Source organism: Sulfitobacter sp. 1A12056, assembly GCF_043558125.1.
In the GTDB taxonomy this organism is placed as follows: Bacteria; Pseudomonadota; Alphaproteobacteria; order Rhodobacterales; family Rhodobacteraceae; genus Sulfitobacter; species Sulfitobacter faviae.
Window position 1 is genome coordinate 1 of sequence record NZ_JBIFFY010000009.1, and the last position, 20,920, is coordinate 20,920.

General features: G+C 63.0%; 20 protein-coding genes and 1 tRNA gene. 5 read left to right on the forward strand and 16 right to left on the reverse strand.

Annotated elements, in window-relative coordinates; all coding sequences use genetic code 11:
- Positions 1 to 144 precede the first annotated feature (144 nt).
- The 7 genes from ACGYLD_RS15030 to ACGYLD_RS15060 all read right to left on the reverse strand — a co-directional run bounded on the left by ACGYLD_RS15030 (position 145) and on the right by ACGYLD_RS15060 (position 4,637).
- Positions 145 to 1,323 carry a DUF6538 domain-containing protein gene (locus tag ACGYLD_RS15030; RefSeq protein WP_271691804.1) on the reverse strand — a complete coding sequence of 393 codons (1,179 nt, stop codon included), beginning with the start codon at positions 1,321 to 1,323 and terminating at the stop codon, positions 145 to 147.
- 61 nt (positions 1,324 to 1,384) lie between these two features.
- Positions 1,385 to 1,459, reverse strand: a tRNA-Phe gene (locus ACGYLD_RS15035).
- A 115-nt stretch (positions 1,460 to 1,574) separates the two neighbouring features.
- Complete coding sequence (locus ACGYLD_RS15040) at positions 1,575 to 1,766, reverse strand: DNA gyrase inhibitor YacG (protein WP_067268003.1); 192 nt, start codon at positions 1,764 to 1,766, stop codon at positions 1,575 to 1,577.
- Positions 1,763 to 2,797, reverse strand: coding sequence for a ribonuclease E/G (locus ACGYLD_RS15045; protein WP_271691807.1), 1,035 nt, complete (start codon positions 2,795 to 2,797; stop codon positions 1,763 to 1,765). The genes ACGYLD_RS15040 and ACGYLD_RS15045 overlap by 4 nt, the downstream gene beginning before the upstream one ends.
- Positions 2,794 to 3,372, reverse strand: a complete 579-nt coding sequence (locus tag ACGYLD_RS15050) for a nucleoside triphosphate pyrophosphatase (protein ID WP_271691809.1) — start codon at positions 3,370 to 3,372, stop codon at positions 2,794 to 2,796. The genes ACGYLD_RS15045 and ACGYLD_RS15050 overlap by 4 nt, the downstream gene beginning before the upstream one ends.
- 89 nt (positions 3,373 to 3,461) lie before the next feature.
- Positions 3,462 to 3,680 (reverse strand): translation initiation factor IF-1, encoded by a 219-nt coding sequence (infA, locus tag ACGYLD_RS15055; protein WP_005978431.1) that lies wholly within the window; start codon positions 3,678 to 3,680, stop codon positions 3,462 to 3,464.
- A gap of 81 nt (positions 3,681 to 3,761) precedes the next feature.
- Positions 3,762 to 4,637 (reverse strand): carbon-nitrogen hydrolase family protein, encoded by an 876-nt coding sequence (locus ACGYLD_RS15060; protein WP_394403059.1) that lies wholly within the window; start codon positions 4,635 to 4,637, stop codon positions 3,762 to 3,764.
- A 163-nt stretch (positions 4,638 to 4,800) separates the two neighbouring features.
- On the opposite strand from ACGYLD_RS15060, the gene ACGYLD_RS15065 reads away from it, so the two are divergent.
- Both ACGYLD_RS15065 and ACGYLD_RS15070 read left to right on the forward strand, forming a co-directional pair.
- Complete coding sequence (locus ACGYLD_RS15065; RefSeq protein ID WP_271691812.1) at positions 4,801 to 5,796, forward strand: LysR family transcriptional regulator; 996 nt, start codon at positions 4,801 to 4,803, stop codon at positions 5,794 to 5,796.
- Between the two features lie 6 nt (positions 5,797 to 5,802).
- Complete coding sequence (locus ACGYLD_RS15070; protein ID WP_271691813.1) at positions 5,803 to 6,501, forward strand: NAD-dependent deacylase; 699 nt, start codon at positions 5,803 to 5,805, stop codon at positions 6,499 to 6,501.
- 21 nt (positions 6,502 to 6,522) lie between these two features.
- On the opposite strand, the gene ACGYLD_RS15075 is transcribed toward ACGYLD_RS15070, so the two are convergent.
- Both ACGYLD_RS15075 and rpmB read right to left on the reverse strand, forming a co-directional pair.
- Positions 6,523 to 8,163, reverse strand: coding sequence for a BCCT family transporter (locus tag ACGYLD_RS15075; RefSeq protein WP_394403061.1), 1,641 nt, complete (start codon positions 8,161 to 8,163; stop codon positions 6,523 to 6,525).
- Between the two features lie 255 nt (positions 8,164 to 8,418).
- Positions 8,419 to 8,718 (reverse strand): 50S ribosomal protein L28, encoded by a 300-nt coding sequence (gene rpmB / locus ACGYLD_RS15080; protein WP_067268014.1) that lies wholly within the window; start codon positions 8,716 to 8,718, stop codon positions 8,419 to 8,421.
- A 268-nt stretch (positions 8,719 to 8,986) separates the two neighbouring features.
- Between rpmB and ACGYLD_RS15085 the strand changes: the two genes are divergently transcribed.
- Entirely contained in the window at positions 8,987 to 9,682 is a 696-nt protein-coding gene (locus ACGYLD_RS15085) for a phosphatidylcholine/phosphatidylserine synthase (RefSeq protein ID WP_067268016.1), read from the forward strand.
- A gap of 15 nt (positions 9,683 to 9,697) precedes the next feature.
- Here ACGYLD_RS15085 and ACGYLD_RS15090 read toward each other — a convergent pair whose 3' ends face one another.
- The 3 genes from ACGYLD_RS15090 to ileS form a co-directional block, all read right to left on the reverse strand.
- Positions 9,698 to 10,153: a methylated-DNA--[protein]-cysteine S-methyltransferase gene (locus ACGYLD_RS15090; protein WP_394403063.1), complete on the reverse strand. Its 456-nt coding sequence runs from the start codon at positions 10,151 to 10,153 to the stop codon at positions 9,698 to 9,700.
- A 249-nt stretch (positions 10,154 to 10,402) separates the two neighbouring features.
- On the reverse strand, positions 10,403 to 10,663 hold the full coding sequence (locus ACGYLD_RS15095; protein WP_394403065.1) for a hypothetical protein: 261 nt from the start codon (positions 10,661 to 10,663) through the stop codon (positions 10,403 to 10,405).
- On the reverse strand, positions 10,660 to 13,590 hold the full coding sequence (ileS, locus tag ACGYLD_RS15100) for an isoleucine--tRNA ligase (protein ID WP_394403067.1): 2,931 nt from the start codon (positions 13,588 to 13,590) through the stop codon (positions 10,660 to 10,662). The genes ACGYLD_RS15095 and ileS overlap by 4 nt, the downstream gene beginning before the upstream one ends.
- A gap of 373 nt (positions 13,591 to 13,963) precedes the next feature.
- Between ileS and ACGYLD_RS15105 the strand changes: the two genes are divergently transcribed.
- Positions 13,964 to 14,713: a Crp/Fnr family transcriptional regulator gene (locus ACGYLD_RS15105; RefSeq protein WP_394403069.1), complete on the forward strand. Its 750-nt coding sequence runs from the start codon at positions 13,964 to 13,966 to the stop codon at positions 14,711 to 14,713.
- Here the strand turns inward: ACGYLD_RS15105 and ACGYLD_RS15110 are convergent.
- The 4 genes from ACGYLD_RS15110 to ACGYLD_RS15125 are packed head-to-tail and all read right to left on the reverse strand — an operon-like array spanning position 14,710 to position 19,985.
- Positions 14,710 to 15,867, reverse strand: coding sequence for a glycosyltransferase (locus tag ACGYLD_RS15110; RefSeq protein ID WP_271691823.1), 1,158 nt, complete (start codon positions 15,865 to 15,867; stop codon positions 14,710 to 14,712). The two genes, ACGYLD_RS15105 and ACGYLD_RS15110, sit on opposite strands and share 4 nt — an antisense overlap.
- Complete coding sequence (locus tag ACGYLD_RS15115) at positions 15,864 to 16,808, reverse strand: glycosyltransferase family 2 protein (RefSeq protein WP_271691824.1); 945 nt, start codon at positions 16,806 to 16,808, stop codon at positions 15,864 to 15,866. Before ACGYLD_RS15115 ends, ACGYLD_RS15110 begins: the two co-directional genes overlap by 4 nt.
- Positions 16,780 to 17,937: a glycosyltransferase gene (locus ACGYLD_RS15120; RefSeq protein WP_394403071.1), complete on the reverse strand. Its 1,158-nt coding sequence runs from the start codon at positions 17,935 to 17,937 to the stop codon at positions 16,780 to 16,782. The genes ACGYLD_RS15115 and ACGYLD_RS15120 overlap by 29 nt, the downstream gene beginning before the upstream one ends.
- On the reverse strand, positions 17,934 to 19,985 hold the full coding sequence (locus ACGYLD_RS15125) for an HAD-IIB family hydrolase (protein WP_394403073.1): 2,052 nt from the start codon (positions 19,983 to 19,985) through the stop codon (positions 17,934 to 17,936). Before ACGYLD_RS15125 ends, ACGYLD_RS15120 begins: the two co-directional genes overlap by 4 nt.
- A gap of 152 nt (positions 19,986 to 20,137) precedes the next feature.
- On the opposite strand from ACGYLD_RS15125, the gene ACGYLD_RS15130 reads away from it, so the two are divergent.
- Positions 20,138 to 20,917: a sulfotransferase family protein gene (locus tag ACGYLD_RS15130; RefSeq protein WP_394403075.1), complete on the forward strand. Its 780-nt coding sequence runs from the start codon at positions 20,138 to 20,140 to the stop codon at positions 20,915 to 20,917.
- Positions 20,918 to 20,920: the final 3 nt, after the last annotated feature.

Consider the following 20,920-nt stretch of genomic DNA (forward strand, 5'->3'; position numbering starts at 1 on the left):
TTTGCTGGAGCTACCAGCTGAAGGGATGCCTGTAACGGGAACACAACGGAGTAAACCCTCCGCCCCCGGGCACCATTCCTCCAGCTAACACACTGGTAACGCTTCAGCTTTTAGCCACTGCTAGGAGCCGTAGACCATGTCGGCTTAAGTGACCTTCTTCATCCATTTCCTGAGGACGTCGAGCGGGTAACCTGTACCGTATCCATGCCCCACCCCCTTTGTCTGCCATCCTCCAATCTGATCAACAATATCAGCAGGACACTCCACCGCCCTAAGACGGTCCCGCATGGCATGGCGGAAGCCGTGCATGGTGCATCCTTTCGGCGCATACTCTTTCATCCATTTATTCAGTGCTGCGCTTGCGGCATTCGCGTTTGTCGCATCCTTCCTGTTGTAGCGAGGAAATGCGAACTGGGATGGGGTCTGCTGGTCAAGGATACGCTCCGCAGCCCATCGTGCCTCCCCTTCCAGCGGGATATCTCGTTCGCTGCCCTTGGTCTTAAGCCGTCGCCAAGGGTGTGGGCGAACGCGGACGAAAAGAGACCCATCATTATGGCGAACGATGTCGTCACGAGTTAGTCCCGCCGCTTCAGCTAAGCGCATTCCAGTATCTGAGACCAACGCCACTAGCCAACGCAAGTCATCGTCCATCTCACGGCATTTGACTTGAATGAGGTCAATCGCTTCTTCGGGAATCGAGTGGCGATCTGAGACACCCGCCGAGCGATCATAGTATACCCCAGCAAATGGATTGATCATGGAAAGACCCAGTTCGCTGGCAGCAAAGTTTGTTACTGCTCTAACTGTCCCGAAAATCCTCGTCATACTGCTGCCAGCCAAACCGCGAGCGACCAAAGCATCCCGAAAAGCGTTGGCATCCGCCTTGGTATAAGCGTCAAGGTGCTTGGCACCACAGGCGTCGATGACATAGCCGCAGGACCTCTCGGCAGCTCTGTGAAAGGTGATAGGGCGACCTTTGCCCTTGTGACGCAGATAGATGCCCACGGCTTCAGACAGCAATACAGCTGACGGAGATACAGCGGCCGGGTTATCGGTCAGGGTCGTCCCAGGCTTTTGCTTCCGCCTCAGCATGTGTTTGCCGGGCAATGCCACTTCTTGTGATCTCAGGTGATACCAATACTCATCAAGCTGATCGGCGGCACGTCTGGCTCTCGCTTCTGCAACCTTTGCTGATCTTGTACGCAGCGAATAAGCGATGCGCGGCGATAAATAATGAGACTTCAGCTCCTTTGGGATGCGTCGGCTGAAGTAATAGACCCCATCCTTAACGAAGGTGTACGAGGGGGAAATGGTCTCCGACATGGTCTACGGCTCCTAGCAGTGGCTAAAAGCTGAAGCGTTACCAGTGTGTTAGCTGGACGAATGGTGCCCGGGGGCGGAATCGAACCACCGACACGAGGATTTTCAATCCACTGCTCTACCCCTGAGCTACCCGGGCACGGGTCACCTCTTTCGAGGTCGGGTGAGCGGGTTCTAGGACCTGTGGCGCGGGGTGTCCAGCCCCATTTTTCCCTGAAACCCACTTCTTTTCAAAAAACGCGAATTTTCCTGTGTTAATGGGGCTTTGCAGGGCGGTCTTGTGCTGCTTCGGCGGCGTCGATGGCGGCTTCCACGTCTTCGGGGTCGCGCGAGGGGACGGCGTAGCTGCCGTTGAACCAGCGGCCCAAATCGATGTCGGCGCAGCGGCGCGAGCAGAAGGGGCGATGCGCCTTGACGGTTTCGGCTTTGCAGATCGGGCAGCTCATTGGCCTGCCCCTGCCAACACCTCCGCCAGCACCGGACGGGCACGTTTGCGTTGCAGCTCGTAATGGCCCAGAGGCGTCCAGCCGACCAGCGTCGTATCCACATCGTCGGCGCGGAAAGCAACACGTAGGGCACTTTCAAACGTCCGACGGTCCTTCTTGGGCATGGGCGCAAGGTCGAGCGTGATTTGCCCGCCAAGTCCGCGCAGACGCAAAGCACGCGGCAGCGCTTTGGCGCAGGCCATATTGGCCTTCACCCCGGCGGCGAGCGAGGCGTCGTTGCCGGTGTTCACATCGACCGCAACCAGCGCGCGTGTCGGCTCAACAAAGATCGATGCGCCGCCGCCGAGCGGCACCTGCGCCGAGGCCACGCGGTCGAGCTCTTCCAGAACGCCGTGGTCATCAAAGCCGCCGGCCTCGGTCACCACCTCGGCGGGCGCGGTCCAGTCGCGCCAAGCGAGCAGGTGCGGACCATCGCCTTCGCTCAGCACCTCCATCTGTTGCGCGTCATCATTGGCCACGGTATCCGCCAAGCTAAGCATATTGGCGATATCCTCGGCAATATCCTCGGCATCGGCCCCGGCGCAGGAGGACCGCAGGATCAGGCCCAGATCGGCGCCGTCCGCCACCTCATGGGCGATTTCGAGCAGCCGGTCGCGCTCTTCCTCGTCCTTGATCGAGCGCGAGATGTTCAGCCCCGGCGCATCCGGCGTCACGATGGCATAGCGCGACTTGAAGAGCAGCTTATTGGTCACCGGGATCGCCTTGCCCGGCTCGGCATGGCCCGAGACCTGCACGAGAATCGTCTGACCGGGGGCCAGCCCCTTGATCTGACGCAGAAAGGCCGCGCCATCGGGGGTCTTGAGGAACATGCCCCCCTGCCCCTTCACCGGACGATCCGCAATCGCGCGGTACACCGTGCCAACACGCGGTGCGTCGCTGTCGATCAGAAAATCGTCCAGCTTGCCGTCCACCATGAGGGCTGCGGCCTCGATATCACCGAGATGGTCAAGAATGATTGTACGGCCTTTCATGGCGTCCTTCCGTCAAATGGGTAGCCTGCCGCTTGCAGCAGGTTCGCAGCCTCAGCCAATGGCAGGCCGACGATTGCAGTGAATGACCCGCTGATCCAAGGGATCAACGCGCCAGCGGGGCCCTGAATGCCATAGCCGCCCGCCTTGCCGCGCCAATCGCCGGTGGCGAGGTAACGGCGAATCTCGGGCTCGGACAGGGATTTCATCTTCACGCTGCTTTGCACATCGCGCTGCCACAGCTTGTCGCCACGTTTGACGGCGACGGCGGTGACCACTTTATGACGACGGCCCGACATCAGCCGCAAAAAGGCTTCGGCCTCGGCCTCATCCTCGGGCTTGCCGAGGATGCGCCGGCCAAGCGCCACGGTGGTATCGGCGCAGAGCACGATGTCATCCGCACCCGCGGGCACCGCCGCCACTTTCTCGCGCGCCATACGGGCGCAATAGGGGCGTGGCAGCTCGGCCTTATGGGGGCTCTCGTCGATGTCGGGGGCGCGAATGGCATCGGGGGTCACGCCGATCTGGGCCAAAAGCTCCAACCGGCGCGGCGATCCTGATCCAAGAATGAATTGCATCTTATGGGCCTCTTTGCCTGAGGCCGGCGGCCCGGTCGGGGCCGCGCACGGCCCCGCCTGCGCCGCGCAACGCGCGAACGCGGTGCCGCTTACTTGAAGCGATAGTTGATCCGACCCTTGGTCAAATCATAGGGTGTCATTTCCACCTGAACCTTGTCGCCAGCCAGAACACGGATGCGGTTTTTCCGCATCTTGCCTGCCGTATGCGCGATGATCTCATGGCCGTTTTCCAGCTCGACCCGAAACGTCGCGTTAGGCAGGAGTTCCTTCACGACACCGGGAAATTCGAGCGTATCTTCCTTGGCCATGGTCTCTCCTTGAGCACAAAACCCTCCAAAACGAGGGCGCAGGCTTAAATGGGCGCATTTTCGCGCTTTTTCAAGGGGGATTCAGCGCAAAGCGACGTTTATCGCCTTTCCGTCGCGGCCAATCTGGTCTTGCCAGTCCCTTCGGTTGAGCACGATGCCATCCGCGCGCACCTCGGCGACCTGCGCCAAATCGGCGTCCGCCACGGTCCAGCCGGGGGCGTTGACCTCGCGCACACCCAAAATCCCCGTGGGCGGGAAGCCGCGATCCGGGGGGCAGAAAATCCCGCCCGCGCCATAGGATTGTCCCAAAGCCTCGGACCAATCGGCCTTGCCTACGACCGAGGACATGGCAGTGATACACTGATTCTCAAGCGCCCGCGCCATGGAGCCGATGCGCACGCGCCAATAGCCCGCGAGCGTTTCGGTGACACTGGGCACGCAGATCACATCACATTCCGCCAGCGCGCGGCCCAGCAAGGGAAACTCGCTGTCATAGCAAATGAGAATCCCGATCTTGCCAATCGCCGTGTCAAAGACCTGAAGCGCATTGCCCCCGATCACGCCCCATTCCTCACGCTCAAAACGGGTCATGATCTGCTTGTCCTGCACGCCGATCTGCCCCGTGGGCGTGATCAGCCGGGCACGGTTAACCGGGCGGCTCTCAGTCGCTGCGGGGCCGGAGCCGGCCACGATATGCACATTATGCTCAGCGGCGAGCTTCACATGCAACCGGTCCTCCTCCTCAAGCTTGTCCGACACCGAAAAGAGCGAACGTTCCAAATCGCCCGCCACCTCGGCCCCGTCGAGCGTCGCCAGTTCCATCGCCGCATACTCGGGAAAAACCATCAGTTCCGCCCCCTGCACCGCCGCCTCGGCGACCCAATGGGCCAGCTTGTCTTCGTACTGCGCCCATGATGTCAGAACATCGAGCGGATAGGCGGCTGTGGCGATTTTCATTCAAAAGGCTCCTCATTTTCGCGCAGTCTGCGCGGCTTTACCGGTGGCTTCAAGACGGGCGGCGTCGCTTTCATGGAACCGTCCGAGGGGCTGCCGCTTGCTTGGGCAAAGGCTTGACCCGAGCCGCCCATGGTTTCACAAGATCTGAAAGAGATGGGACCATATGCTGAACAAGGGCATCACCCTGCGGGGCATCGAAGTGTTTGAGGCGCTGGCGCGGAGCGGATCGGTGGCGCAGGCGGCCGAGGCCACGGGGCTGAGCCAGCCCGCCGTCAGCCAGCAGATGCGCAACCTCGAAGCCGCCATCGGCGCGGAACTGGTCGACCACACCCGCCGCCCCATGCGACTGACCCCAGCCGGGCAGATGTTCCTGCGCCGGGCCGAACAGGCGCTCAGCGAATTGCGCCAAGCGCAGAGCGAAGTCACGGTGATGGATTTGGCCCATCTGGAGGCGCTGAACCTCGGCGTGATCGACGATTTCGATGATGACCTGACCCCGCGCCTTGCCACGATCCTTGGCGATAGCCTGACCGGATGCCGCTTTCGGATGATCACCGCAGGCAGCAATGAATTGGCCGGAGCACTGCGCGACAAGAGCCTGCATATGGCACTCTCGGCGCAGATTGACGGGCCGATGGCGGGGGTTCTGGAATACCCGCTGGCCCGCGATCCGTTTATCCTCGTTACCCCCGCGGGCACCTCTGCCGATCCCGACGCCCTGCTGCGCGGCGCCACCGATCTGCCCTTCCTGCGCTATGCCGCCGATCAGTTGATCGCGCGGCAGATTGAGGCGCATCTTGCATCTGAGGGCCATAGCCTGCCCGCCCGCTTCGAGATTGGCAGCCATCTGGCGCTGATGGCCATGGTGGCCCGCGGCATCGGCTGGGCGATGACCACGCCCTTGGGATACATGCGCGCCGCCCGTTTTCACGACCGCCTCGCCGCGCACCCCCTGCCCGCGGCGGCACAGGCCCAACCGCCTGCGCGCACCATCTCTCTCTTCGCCGGTGCGGAATGGTCCGGCCCCGTGCCGCGCGACATCGCCCAGACCCTGCGGCAGTTGATGCAGACCCATATGATCGCCCCCGCCATCGCGCAATTGCCTTGGCTGGCCGACGGCTTTCACCTGCTTGAATACATGGACCCTATCGGAGAATAATGCCCCTTGACCAAGATCGTGATCCTCACCGGCGCGGGCATCTCTGCCGAAAGCGGGCTTGAGACCTTCCGCGCCTCAGATGGCCTCTGGGCGCAGCACCGGGTCGAAGACGTGGCGACGCCCGAAGGTTTCGCCCGCAACCCCAAACTGGTGGTCGACTTCTACAACGCGCGCCGCGCGCAGGCCGCCGAAGTGGCCCCCAACGCCGCGCACCGCGCCCTTGCCCGGCTGGAGGCCGAGTTGCACGGCGAGGTGGTGGTGATCACTCAAAACGTCGACGATCTGCACGAACAGGGCGGCTCGCTGCAGGTCATGCATATGCATGGCGCGCTCAAAGGCGCGCTCTGCGCCGCTTGCGATCACCGCTGGCCCGCGCCCATGGTCATGGCGCCGGGCGATCCCTGCCCCGCCTGCGGTGCCCCCGCCGCGCGACCCGATATCGTTTGGTTCGGCGAAATGCCCTATGAGATGGACGCGCTTTTCGATCATCTGGCCGAGGCGGATATCTTTGCCGCCATCGGCACATCGGGCAATGTCTACCCCGCCGCCGGTTTCGTCGCCGAAGCCCGCCGCGCCGGGGCGCATACGATTGAGTTCAACCTCGAACGCTCCGCCGTGGGCAATCAGTTCGCCGAACATCGCATCGGGCCCGCCAGCCAGACAGTGCCGGAATGGGTGGCCGAAGTGCTTGAGGCGCGCCGCTAATCACCGGCGCGCCACGGGCTGTCAGCGCGGTTCGCTGCGCAGCCCTTTGTAGATCGTGTAGCACATCACCAGCATCAGGATCGCGAAGGGCACCCCCGTCGCGGTGACCCCGGCCTGCAGCGCCGACAGCCCGCCGCCGATCAGCAGCACGATGGCGATCAACCCTTCGACGATGCACCAGAAGATGCGCTGCGGCACCGGCGCATCAATCTTGCCACCCGCCGTGATCGTATCGACAACCAGCGAGCCCGAATCCGAGGAGGTAACGAAAAACACCAGCGCCAGAAGAATCGCGATGGTCGAGGCGATCTTGGTAAAGGGAAGCTCATTCAGCATACCGAAAAGCGAGAGTTCCGGCGAATAGCTGTCGATCACATTGGCTTTGACCAGCGATGTCTCGGGGCTGGCAAGGATCTGATCGATCGCGATGCCGCCAAAGACGCCCATCCAGATGAAGATGATCAGCGACGGGATCAGCAACACGCAGATGATGAACTCCCGCACCGTGCGCCCGCGCGAGACGCGCGCGATAAACATGCCCACGAAAGGCGCCCAGGAGACCCACCAGGCCCAATAGAACGCGGTCCAACCCTCACGGTAGGAATCATCCTCCCGACCGAAGGGATTGGAGAGCGGGATGATCTCTTGCGTATAGGCCAAAAGACCGGTCCAGAACCCGTGCAGCCCCACCAGCGTTGGGCCGACGAAAAGCACGAAGAGGAAGAATAGGACCGCCACGATCATGTTCACCTCGGACAGGATCTTTACCCCGCCATCCAGCCCGCGCCAGACCGACACCAGCGCCACGGCGGTCACCAAGAGAATGATGATCACCTGCACATTGGTCGAAATCTCAAGCCCGAAGGCGAAGTTGAACCCTGCATTGGCCTGCTGCGCGCCAAGGCCAAGCGATGTGGCAAGACCAAAGAGCGTCGCGAAAACCGCCAGAATATCAATGATATGCCCCGGCCAGCCCCAGACCCGATCCCCCAGCAGGGGGTAGAAGCACGACCGGATCGAAAAAGGCAGCCCCTTGTTATAGGTGAAGAGCGCCAAGGCCAGCGCCATGATCGCATAGACCGCCCAACCGTGCAGCCCCCAGTGATAAAAGGTCGCCGCAAGACCCATGGCGCGGGCGGCCTCCACATTCTCGGGAATGATCGACCCATCCTCGGCAATCGGCAGGGGCACCCCCAGCGGACCGGAGACGTTCATATGGTACACCGGTTCGAGCACGCCAAAGAACAACAGGCCAATCCCCATGCCCGCGGCAAAAAGCATGGCGAACCACGCCAGATAGGAATATTCCGGCACGGCCTCTTGCCCGCCAAGCCTGACCTTTGAAATCGGCATGAAAATTAGCGCGATGCAGAACAGAACGAAGATGTTCACGATGATCATGAACAGCCAATCCAGCTTGGTCGTGGCAAAATCGCGAACCGCGAGGAAGAGCACACCGGCCTGATCCGGGAAAAGCATGGTTAGCAGCACAAAGGCCACCGCCGTCAGACCGGACACCATGAAAACCGGGTTGTGAATGTCAAAACCCAACGGGCCGAGGGTTCCGTCGATATTGTCTTGGCCGACCTCGAAATCAGTCTCAATCTCATTCGTATCGGGTGGCGTAGTGGAACTGGACGTGCCGGGTGTGGGGTCGGTCATGGAGTCTCCGATCTTGATGCACTGTCTGAACCCCGCTCGGCAGGTAGCATGGTCAGAACAACAATTGTCGGCAGATCAATTAGCGCGCATTTCCAAGGTTTCCCGAATTAAAACATGCCCCTGCGCAAGAAAATTACCCCGGGCCGCCGTGGCCCTAGCCCCTGATAGGCAGGAAACCCTAACAAATCCCTAAGCCCAAAACGAAAAAGGCCCCGATCCTTTCGGATCGAGGCCCCAATCTCTATGCGGTAAGCCTTAGCTCAGCACATCGGCAGTCGCGCTGGATTTCGCGATGGCCTTTTTGATTTTCAGCGCGTTGTCGGACAGTTCAACGTCTTTGGCTTTTGCCAGGAACTTGTCCAGACCACCACGGTGGTCAACGCTGCGCAGGGCTGCGGCAGAGATGCGCAGCTTGAACGCGCGGCCCAGTGCTTCGGACTGCAACGACACGTCGTTGAGATTCGGCAGGAACCGACGGCGTGTACGGTTGTTGGCGTGGCTTACGTTGTTGCCCGTCATCGGGCCTTTTCCGGTCAATTCGCAACGGCGCGACATGGGTTCATCCTTTTGCTGTTGTGTCTTTCCAGCGATCCGGAAACACACATAACGTGGGGGCCGCGCAGAGCCGACCCTGAATTGGTTCGCTGGCTTTAAGGGGAATCGCGGTAGCCGTCAACCCGATGCGCGGGACTTGGCCATATTTCCTGCACCCGCCGCCGATCGCGTCAAGCATAGCCGCCCCGCCCTCCCCCGCTACGCTGGTTTTTGCCATCGGGGCCAGAGTTTCCTTTGCATCCCCCCGGCGGATTTGCGATGCAGACGCATGACCATACAGATGCGCGCCCTCTTCGTTCACCTTTTCACTGCCACCGGAGCAGTGCTGGCGATGCTCGCCATGCTCGCCGCCGTGGAAGAGAAATGGGACCTCATGTTCCTGTGGCTGGTGATCGCCTTTTTCGTCGATGGCATCGACGGGCCGCTGGCGCGCAAATATGACGTGAAGACCAACGCGCCCGAGTTCGATGGCGTCTTGATGGATCTGATCATCGATTATCTGACTTACGTCTTCATTCCGGCATTCGCGCTTTTCACCTCGGGGCTGATGGATGGCTGGAGCGGCTGGGCGATGATCATTATCATCACCTTCGCCAGTGTCATGTATTTCTCTGACACGCGCATGAAAACAAAGGATAATTCCTTTAAAGGTTTCCCCGGCTGCTGGAACATGCTGGTGCTGGTGCTCTTTGCCTTGCAGCCCGAGTGGTGGATCAGCCTGATCGTGGTCACGATCCTTGCCGCAGCGATGTTTCTGCCGATCAAATTCGTCCACCCCGTCCGGACCGAGCGTTGGCGTCCCGTGACGCTGCCCATGGCGCTGGCATGGACCTTCTTTGCAGGCTGGTCCGCTTGGGTGAACTTCCACCCCGAAAGCTGGGCGCATTGGGGTCTGGTGATCACCTCTGTCTACCTGATCTGCGCCGGTGCCGCGCAGCAGTTGATCCCGTCGGGCGACGATTAAACCCGCCATTGCTCCTCAAATCAACAGCCCTGCCGCGCCTTCATGGCGCAGCAAGGCAACCTTGGTCTCGACCCCGCCCGCGCCGCTGAAACCGGTGAGCCCCTTGGCGCCCATGACGCGGTGGCAGGGGATGAGGATCGGGATCGGATTGCCGCCACAGGCCCCACCCACGGCCTGCGCTGGCACGCCGAGGTCACGGGCGATCTCGCCGTAGGTGCGGGTGTGGCCGAAGGGAATGGCCGCGATGGCGGCGCAGACCGCGCGCTGGAAATCGCTGCCGGTGACGCGCAGCGGCAGGTCAAAGTGCTGACGTTGGCCTGTGGCGTATTCGTTAAGTTGGCTCAGTGTGGTGTCGAGCACCTCCGAGCGGTCTTGCCCCGCCGCCTGCCCCCAGCCGAGCGCCCTGATCGCGCCGTCTTCTTCAGTGACGATCAGATCGCCAAAGGGCGTGGAGAGAGAGGCCTGTTTCATCGCCCTACTCTGCGCCAGAAATAACGCCTGCGAAAGAGCGCCGAGGGCATCGCCCTCCCTGGGGGGCGATACGCCCTATCTGGCGGGCAGATAGGTGCGTGACAAGCTGACCAAGCAATGCGCGGAAACGCTGCAAAATCGCCCTCCGGGGGGAGGGAGGGCGATGCCCGGTGTGCCACCGGGCGGGACGCTTGACCAGGATTGCGCAAAGAGAAACGGGCGCCGGTTACCCCGACACCCACAGCCCTCTTACTGAACGTGGCGAACTAGCCGCCAACGTTTCTCTGGCCCGAACTGTTCTGCAACGCCGTCACTTTCAAGCATTGCAAGGACCGTTCTAGAAATGTGTCCTACATGTTCAACATGTCCGCCATAGATGCCCAAACATTTTCCGACATCCACGTTTCTCAGTCCTTCTTCAGGGCCATTTTCGAGAACAGTTCTTACTGCTGCTTTCAATGCTGCCAGCGCCCCCTGTGCAGTTTCGAAAGCCTCATTAATAGTTTTCATGCTGTTTCCTCCGCCAGTGCCTCACGAACCGCCTCAGCACAGCGCCCGCAGACGCCGGGATATTCATGCGTGCCGACATCCGGCAACACCTTCCAGCAGCGCTCGCATTTTGCGCCCTCGGCCTTTTCAAACACCACGGCCACGCCGTCGGTCTCGGGCATGCGGAAAGCCTCGGCAGGCGCTGGATCGCCGGTCACAGTGATGTCTGAGGTGATGCTGACATCCTCGAAGGACACGCTGTCCAGCGCCTCGCGCTGCGCCGCGTCGTCGACATGTACCACGGGGGCCGCCTCGAGCGACGCGCCGATCACCTTCTCGGTCCGCTGCACTTCGAGCGCTGCGGTCACCACCCGGCGCGCGGCGCGGACCTTGGCCCATTTCGCCGCCAGTTCCGGGTTCAACCATGCTTCGGGCGTCTCGGGCATATCGACCAGATGCACCGAGGAGTCGTCGCCCGGGAAGCGCTCCAGCCAGACTTCTTCCATGGTGAAGACCAGCACCGGGGCCAGCCATGTGGTCAGACGGTGGAAGAGGATATCCAGCACCGTGCGCGCGGCGCGGCGGCGCAGGGTGTCGCCATCACAGTAAAGCGCGTCCTTGCGGATGTCGAAGTAGAAGGCCGAAAGATCGACGGTGGCAAAGGTGAAGACCGCCTGGAACACGCCTTGGAAGTCGAAACGCGCGAAACCGTCGCGCACCACCTTGTCGAGTTCCGCCACCCGGTGCAGCACCCACTGCTCAAGCTCCGGCATCTCCGCCGGGTTCACGCGGTCCGCCTCGGAAAAGTCACTCAGCGCGCCCAGCATGTAGCGCATGGTGTTGCGCAAGCGGCGATAGCTGTCGGCGACGCCCTTGAGGATCTCATCCCCGATGCGCTGGTCGGCGGTGTAATCGGTCTGCGCCACCCAGAGCCGCAGGATATCGGCGCCATACTGCTGCACGATCTTTTCGGGCACGATGGTGTTGCCGATGGACTTGGACATCTTCATGCCCTTGGCGTCCAGCGTGAAGCCATGGGTCACCACATTGCGATAGGGCGCGCGGCCCGTGGTGCCGACGGATTGCAAGAGCGAGGAATGGAACCAGCCACGGTGCTGGTCAGTGCCCTCCATATAGACATCGGCGATGCCGTCCTCGGTCCCGTCCTCGCGGTCGCGCAGGGTGAAGGCATGGGTCGAGCCGCTGTCGAACCAGACGTCGAGGATATCTGTCACCTGATCGAACTCCGCCGGGTCGACGATGCCCGAAAGGAACCGCTCCTTGGCGCCTTCGGCATACCAGGCATCCGCGCCTTCAGCCTCGAAAGCCTCCACGATGCGCTGGTTCACCGCGTCGTTGCGCAGTAGGAAGTTCTCGTCCGTGGGCGCCACGCCCTTGCGCACGAAGCAGGTCAGCGGCACGCCCCAGGCGCGCTGGCGGCTCAGCACCCAGTCGGGCCGCGCCTCCATCATCGAATGCAGACGGTTGCGGCCGGATTTCGGCACCCAGTTGACCTTGTCGATGCAAGTGAGCGCACGCTCGCGGATGGTTGTGCCGTTCTGATCCAGACCGTCGCCCACCTTCTTGTCGATGGCGGCGAACCACTGCGGCGTGTTGCGGTAGATCACCGGCGCCTTAGAGCGCCAGGAATGCGGATAGCTGTGCTTGATCTTGCCGCGCGCCAGCAACCCGCCGACTTCCACGAGCTTGTCGATGATGGCGCTGTTGGCGTTGCCCTCCTTGCCGTTCGGCTTGAGGATCGCCTTGCCACCGAAGAAGGGCAGATCGTCGCGGAAACGGCCGTCTTCCATGACGTTGTAGGTGATGACCTGCGGCAGCATGCCGAGGTCGCGGTAGAGCTCGTATTCCTCCAGACCGTGGGACGGCGCGCAATGCACGAAGCCCGTGCCCTCGTCCGAGGTCACGAAATCGGCGGCACGGAAATCGCGCAGATCGTCCCATTCGCCATTGGCGCCCTCGACGCCCGCCAGCGGGTGCTGCAGCTTGATCTTGGCCAGATCCTCCTGCGTGACATCGCAGAGGCGGCGGTACATCCCGTCGTCCAGACGCGCGCGGGCAAAGACATCGGCAGCCAGATCGTCGGCCAACAGATAGCGGTCGCCAATGCTGACCCAGCATTCCTCGGGCCGGCCGGTGATTTCATACAGACCGTAGGAGATGCCCTCGCCGTAAACCACGGCCTTGTTCGACGGCATGGTCCATGGCGTGGTCGTCCAGATCACCACGTTCGCCCCATCGAGCGTCCGGTCGCCCGTTTCGACGACCTTGAACTTCACCCAAACGGTGTGGCTTTCCTTGTCGTGATACTCAACCTCGGCCTCTGCCAGCGCGGTCTTCTCGACAGGCGACCACATCACGGGTTTGGAGCCTTGGTAGAGCGTGCCGTTCATCAGGAACTTCATGAATTCCTCGGCGATCACCCGCTCGGCATGGAAGTCCATGGTCAGATAGGGATTTTCCCAGTTGCCGGTGATGCCAAGGCGCTTGAACTCCTCGCGCTGCACGTCGACCCATTTGGCGGCGAAGTCGCGGCATTCGGCGCGGAACTCGTTAATCGGCACCTGATCCTTGTCGCGGCCCTTCTTGCGGTACTGCTCTTCGATCTTCCACTCGATCGGCAGGCCGTGGCAGTCCCAACCGGGGATGTAGCGCGCGTCATAGCCCATCATCTGGTGGGAGCGCACGATCATGTCCTTGATTGTCTTGTTCAGCGCGTGGCCGATGTGCAGGTTGCCGTTGGCGTAGGGCGGGCCGTCATGCAGGGTGAAAGGCTCCCGCCCCTCTTTCTCGCGCAGGCGGTCATAGACGCCGATCTTCTCCCAGCGTTCCAGCCAGCCGGGTTCGCGCTTGGGCAATCCGGCGCGCATGGGGAAATCGGTCTTGGGCAGGTTCAACGTGGCTTTGTAGTCGGGGGTCTCGGCGCACATGGGGGGCGTCCTTTAGGCATTTGGGGGGTTATTCAATCTCGGTCGGTGCGAATGGCTCAAGCACCTCGGCCCGGCGTCTCAATTGCTTAGAGCGCCGGGAATATAATTCGAATAATGATCGCGGTGAGGCGTGTCATGGGCCCGCTTATAAACAGCCCCCCCTGCCCCGACAAGCCCCGGAAGACGCGTGACAATCGGGGCTGAAAACACTGCCAGAGCCGCCGCCCGCCGGACTTAACATTTTTTATGATCCCCGGCCTTCGCTTGAATTTTTCGGCGAAAACAGCATCATAAGGTATTCGACAAAGCTTTATTTCCGCGGGCTCCGTTTTGGGGAAACCGCGACAATTCTAATGGGCAGAAAGACCTGCGTGTGACCATCAAAGACACCTTTTATCACGATATGGCCGTAAAACCGTCGGGCATGGTCGACCATCTGAGCGGCGCGCAATGGGCCAAGCTTGCCCCGCTGATGACCCAGCACAACCGTTTCACGCCCGGAACCGTAATCAGCCGCAGGGGTGATTTTCTGGATCACAGCCTGCTGCTGCTCGATGGGTTGATCGCCCGCAGCGTGCCGCGCGGACAGCGTGCCCGCAGCACCTTCGTCGCCCTCCAATTCCCCGGTGAGTTTGTCGATCTGCACGCTTTCCCGCTAAAACAACTCGACCATGATGTGATCTCGCTGACCGATACCCATGTCGCCATCATCTCGCATGAGCCGCTGCGCGAGTTGCTCAATGGCGATGTCGAGATGGCCCGGAAACTCTGGCTGATGACCTTGGTCGATGCCTCCATCCACCGCCATTGGGTGATGCGCAACAGCGCCATGCGTGCGCTGGCCCGGGTGGCGAATTTCCTGAGCGAATTCGATGCCCGCATGACCGCTGCGTATGGGATGGAGCGTCAGAGCCTGCCCTTCAGCCTGCGCCAGACCGATATCGCCGATGCCACCGGCCTCACCTCGGTCCATGTCAGCCGCACCCTGCGTGAGCTGCGCGAACATGGCTGCTGCGCCGTGACGGGCGGCAAACTGCTGATCCACGACCGCGCGGGGCTGCATAAAGTGGGCCAGTTCGAGCCTGCCTACCTCTATATGCCCCAACCCGAAGCAGCGTTTTAGCCCGCCTCTGCCAGAGGCTCGGGCGCACGCTCTACCTGCAAAGCAATCGCCGGATAGGTTTTACGCGGCAGCGCGACATCCCTCTGCGCCCGGGCCGCGTGATAGAGCCGTTCGAACTTCGTCACCATTGCCTGCGCATCAAAGAGCCGTGCCACACGGGCGCGGGGCACTTCGGCGTGGATATCGCGCGCCTGTAGCAGGGCCTGCGCCAAGGCATCCGCGCTATCCTCAGCCGCGATGACACCCGCCTCGCCAAGCACCTCCTCAACTGCGCCATGCGGGGTCGCGGCAACAGGTAGGCCCGTTGCCATCGCCTCCACCGCGGCAAGGCCAAAGGGTTCCTCCCACTGCGGGGTGAAGAGCGCCACCGAGGCCCGCCCATAGGCCGCCCCAAGCGCCGCCGTTTCCAGATGCCCGACATAGGCCACATCGCCATAAAGATGCGGTCTTACCAGATCGTTAAAGTAATCCCGATGCTCGACGACGCCGTAGATGCGCAGGGGCACCCCTGCGATCTGCGCCGCCTCTGCCGCCAGATGGGTGCCCTTGGTCGGGGTGATCCGCCCCGCCCAAACGGCGCTGCCATCCCCCGGCCCGCCTTGGGGCCATTCGGCAAGGTCGATCCCGTTGTGCACCACATGCGCCGTGTCGGGCGCGCCCTCGGGCCACCAGATGCCGCGTTGCCGGGCCGAGACGACGGAGGACAGATGCCAAGGCGCCGCCCCATCCATCAGCGCGCCGCGCAACACTTTGAAGGGCGGGATGTGCAGCGAGGTCACCATCGGCAGCCGCTCCGCCCGCGACAGGCGCGGCAGGAAGCGGTGCAGCGCGTTGTTGTGCACCACGTCAAAGCCACCTTCCAGCAAGAGCCGCGCGGCGCGGGCATAGCAGGCGTCGAGGTGGTCGTTCAGCGCATCGGTGCCGTGAAAGTCATGCCAAGGATAGCGCGCATCATAATGCGCGTCACAGATGGGCAGCAGCTTCACCCCCGGCGGCAGGCTCGCAGCACTGTCCCCGCTGGCCAATAGGGTCACCTCATGGCCGCGTTCGGCCAAGATCCGGGCAAGACCGTGGGTAAAAGCCTCCATCCCGCCCTTGAAGGGGGCGGCGATGGGGTGGCGAATATGGCCGACGATGGCGATGCGCAGGGTCATTCCGCCGCGATCCGCTCTTCGCCGCGCAGATAGCGCAGCACCCGCGCGGTATTGGCGTAAGGCTGGTCCGACTGCTGCTCGCAAAGCGCGAAATCATCTGCATCCGGCTCGCGCAGCTGCACCAGCGCGTCGCCGTCGCTCCCCACCAGCCCCATCAGGCGAAAGGCGGTGAGCCAGTGGTTCATGGTGCGGTGCCCCCATTTGTCAGCAAAAATCTCGGTATTGCGCAGGATCGATGGGATGTGGTGGATCGGCGGCATGCAATGCGGGTGATGCTGGTGAAAGACCTTCGCCCCCTTCGCCCAGTGGATCGGCACGCCGCGTTCGTCTAACTCTCGGCCAAAGTCGGTATCCTCACCTCCGTAGCCGGTGAAACGCTCGTCAAACCCGCCGGAGCGGTCCCAATCTTCGCGGTGGATGGCAAAGTTGAGCGACCAGAAGCAGCGGTAATCGTTGCAGCGTTTCAGCCCCTCGGCGGGCGGCCCCTGACGGTCGGAATGGCGCACGGCGACGGCTTCCAACTTCGGATAGCTCCAACCTTCGGTGGCCGTGCCTGCGGGGAGGTAGTTGACCTCGCCCATGATCAACCCGTTGCCCGGCACCGCATAGCCCATATAGTCGGCGATCAGTTCCGGCGCCGGGATGCAATCCACGTCGAGAAAGACCAGACAGTCGCCCTTGGCCTCTGCCGCGACGGTATTGCGCGCGCGTGAGAGGGGCAATTCGCTGCCCGTCACCTGAACCTGCCGGATCGGGAAATCGGTCTGCGGCAGGTCGTCGTAAAGCGTGTCCTGCATGACCCCGATCACCAGCTCATCCGGCTGCCGGGTCTGTCGGGTCAGGCCAAGGATCACATTGCGCAGATGCGCCGCCCGCCCCCGCGCGAGCGTCAGCGCGCTAACTGTGGTATTTTCAGGCACGGATGGGGTGAACGACGTCATGTAACTCTCCGGTAATTCTGGGTGTTTCAGATAGCAACTGATCGGTGAGGCCGATCAGCCAATTGGCCGTCTCTACGGCGGCATCCTCGTTGACCAAGGCCCGCTGCAGGGCGGGGTCATGGGCATCGAAGGTATCTTGGATCGCGCGGCGCCATGCTGCGGCGGAAGACGGGAAATGCGGCAGGTGATGCGCTGCCCCCGCCCGCGCCAGCGCCTCGGCCTTTTCGACCTGTTCGTCGAAATAGCGCCACTCCGGCACGGCGAGCCACGGGGTCTCTGCCGCTAGGATCTGGTGGCAGGTGGTGTTCCCGGTCGAGGCCACGACCATATCCGCCGCCGCCAGATAATCCGCCGCGTTTTCGACCCAGCCGTGATGGCGCAGGTTGGCAGGCTCGGTGGCATGCCAATCGCGTGCCATGCGCCCGATGGTGATGAAAGCCGTCTCGGGCATCGCCCGCGCCGCGATGCCGAAGGGGGCGGAGGCGAAACCCGTGCCGCCCCCGCCCGACATGACCAGCACCATGCGCTGCTCTGGCCCGACGCCAAGCCTCTCGCGCAACCTGTCCCGCCGCGCGGGATCGGGGCGTTTCACATCGACGCCCAAGCCCCCGGCGAAATGCGTCTTGGCCATATGCCGCGCGGGCCAGTCCGGCTGCGCCAGCGCCTTGGCGGCGGGACAAAGCAACCCGACCGCCCCGTCATAGGCCGCCTGATGCCCCGGATCACCGCGCTGACCATGTTGCAGCACTTTCACATGCGGCACCGAACAAAGCCGGGTAAGCTGCGCCACCTCAGCCGAGACGTCGCTGATCATCAACACCGGATTGGCGCTGGCGAACCAAGCGGCAAGTTGCGCCATGGCCTGCCGGATGCCGGGCCAGCCAAGCGGCGCGCAATGCACCATATCCGGCGCGCTGGTGGTGTCGTTGATGTCCTCGGCCCCCGTCGCCTCGAAAAGCGATGGCAGGGTGATGACTTCCACCGCCCGGGTGAAGGCGGGGAAAATGTCCGGTTTCGCGCAGAAGACGGTCACCGGCTGGCTCTCGGGCAGCGCGTTGACGACCGCCGCGCAGCGCTCCGCATGGCCGCGCCCCTGATGATGGACGAAGTAACCGATGGGCCGTGTCATTGCGCCACCATCTTCACCGGCGGCTCCATCGCGTTGAGGGCGAAGCCGAAGGTTTCCAACCCCTCCAAGACCCCAGCCGCATGGGCCGCGCGGGCGTGGTAGAGCCGTCTGCCGCTCAGGCGTTCGCGCAGCCCGTCCATCGCATTGCCCACCAAGATGCCCCGGCCCGGGCCATCCTCCACCGCCTGCAACATGTCGAAATCATTGCCGCTGTCCCCGGCCACGACAACCCGGTCCATCGGCATGCCCAACCGCCGCGCGGCGGCACAGACCGCAGGCCCCTTGCCCGCCGCCAAGGGTAGAACATCGATCAGCCGCCCATGCGAGGCCACGATCTGCGCTGCAGCACCGCGCCGGGCCAGATGCCGCTCCAACCGGCGCGCGGTGCGCATGTCACCAAAACCGCTGAGCTTCCACCGCCGCTGCTCGACCGGCGCTTGCCAGTTAAAGCCAAAGTCCTTCAGGGCGCGCTCCACCCGGGCCCGGTCCCATCCGGCGTCAAGCTTTTGGGCGAAACGCTCATCCAGACACAGCCGCCCTTCGGCATCGGGCAGATAGACCTCGGTGCCGACAGAGGTGATAAAGACGCGCGGGCTGGGCAGGTTCCAATCGCGCAGGATGCGGCGGGCTTCCGGCAGGCTGCGCCCCGTGGCCACGGCAAAAAGCGGTCGGTCCCGGGCGATCCAAGCGTTGAACAGGGCGGCGGATGGCGCGCAGCCCGTGAGCGTGTTGTCGATATCGCTCGCCAACAGGACGGGCGCTTGCGTCGGCAGTGGCGCGACGTGGCGGATATCTTCGCAGATATGCTGCACCTCTTCGGCCCATTTCGACCAGTCGTAGCGCCCAACATTGGCACGCCCGGCTTCCGATGCCTCAGTCCAGAATGCGCGATCGTCCAACAGCTTCAACAGCGCCGCCTCGATGGCCGCGCCATCGCAGGGCGGCACACAGAGCCCATGACCGAGGTCCGCCACGATATCGGCAGGCCCGCCTTCACGCGTGGCCACCACCGGCAGGCCATGCGATGCCGCCTCCAACATGGTGAGGCCAAAGGGCTCATGCAGTGCGAGGTTAACAAAAACCCCACCGGTCTGCGCTGCGCGGTCGTAGAGGGCCGCCACATCGCCCTGCGTATGCCTCGGCGGCAGCGCTACTTTGCCGCGCAGTTCCGGCACCTCCAACGTCTCCCGCAGGCGGATCAGCTCCGCACGGGCTTCTGCATTCGCCTGTAGCGCATCGCCATGCTGGCCGGCGAGGATCACAAGGTTCGCCCGCGCCTGCAAAGCGGGGCTTTGCGCATAGACCCGCGCCAAGGTCGCAAGGTTCTTGCGGGCCACGGGGCGCGCCACGGCGAGCAGCGTGGGGCGGTCGGGGTCGCTCAACTGACCGGCCAAGAGCGCACGGCCCGCCCCGGCCTCAGCCGGGCGGCGCAGCGATACGCCCGGAGAGACGCGGTGCACCCGCGCCTGCGCATCCGCCCCATAGGCCGCGACCTGCACCTCGGCCTCATCGCGCGAGGAAAGCACCACCGCATCGGCCTCCAACAGCGCGCGCCGCTCCGCCGACACGCGCGCGGCATCCACCTTAGCCCCTGACTTGCTCAAGGCCAGCGAATGGGGGGTATAGATCACCGGAATGCCGAACCGCGCACGCGCCGCCAGCGCCAATTGCGCCGCATCGGCGAAATGCGCGTGGATCACATCCGGCAGCCGTTTGGCCTGCGCCAGATCCTCAAGAAACGCCTCGACCAGTGCGGGGATTTCCGCGGCGAGGTTTTCCTTACTCAGATACCCCCGCTCCGCCGTCCAAAGACGCCGGATCGACAGGCTGCGGCTGACCTGCTGCTCGGTCTGGGCATGCACAGCGCCAAGGCTTGGTTCATCGAAAGCACGGGTCACGATCTGCACCGCATCCAAGTCGCCCCGCGCCGCCTGCGCGCGGGCCGCCCCCAAGATATAGGCGATGTGACCGCCGGTATCTTCGGTCACGCCATAGTTGACAGACGGCGCCGTGAGGCAGCCCCCGAGGGCAATGTGACAAATGAACATGAATGGGTCTCCTTATGGAGGGGTGACCCCCCTCACGGCCCATCCGTTCCGATAACAAATGTTAATGCATACATCGCTGGACAGCGCGGTTGGACGTCCTAGCTTCCTGCCATTGAACCCCGCCTCTCTCTCCCCCAATCAGAGCCGTCGTGATGCCCTCAGAAATCCCCCCGCGCTACCTGTTCATCGGCGGGCTGCACCGCTCTGGCACCTCGCTGGTCAACCGCTTGGCCAATGCCCTGCCCGGCGCGGGCGGCATCACCGGATCGGCGGCGCCCGAGAATGAGGGGGTCTACCTGCAAGGGGCCATTCCCCATACGGCGCAATCCGGGCGGCCCATGCATTTCGCGACCAACCCTGAGGAACATCTGACCGAGGCGCATCCGCTTAATAGTTTGGAGACGAAGACCCGGCTGGCGCAGGACTGGGCGCCGTGGTTTGCCCCGGACCTGCAGTGGCGGGTTGAGAAGTCGCCGGTGAACCTGACCCGCATGCGCCTGATGCAACACCTCTTTCCCATGTCGCAATTCATCGTCGTCCTGCGCCATCCCGAGGCCGTCGCCGCCTCGGTCGCGTCATGGGTCGATGCCCCGGCGCAGGCGTTGATCGACCATTGGATCGCGGCGCAGGCGCAGATGCTGGATGACCTGCCCTATCTGCATGCGGTGATGGTTCTGCGTTACGAGGATATCGTCGCCGACGCCCCCCGCGCCCTGCGCCGGATCGCGCGTTTCGTCGACTTGCCTGTGGTGGCATTGCCCGAAGGCATCGCGGATGGAAATCAAACCTACGCCGGGGCCACGCAGATGACGAAGGCACAGGCGGCTGAGGCCGCGCGGTGGGGCTATGCCCCCGGGTTGCAGGTCTCGCCTTGGCCCGGCCTGATCCAGCACCCGCTGCGCGCCGTGCGCGAAGCGGTTGAGGCAGCCTGATCG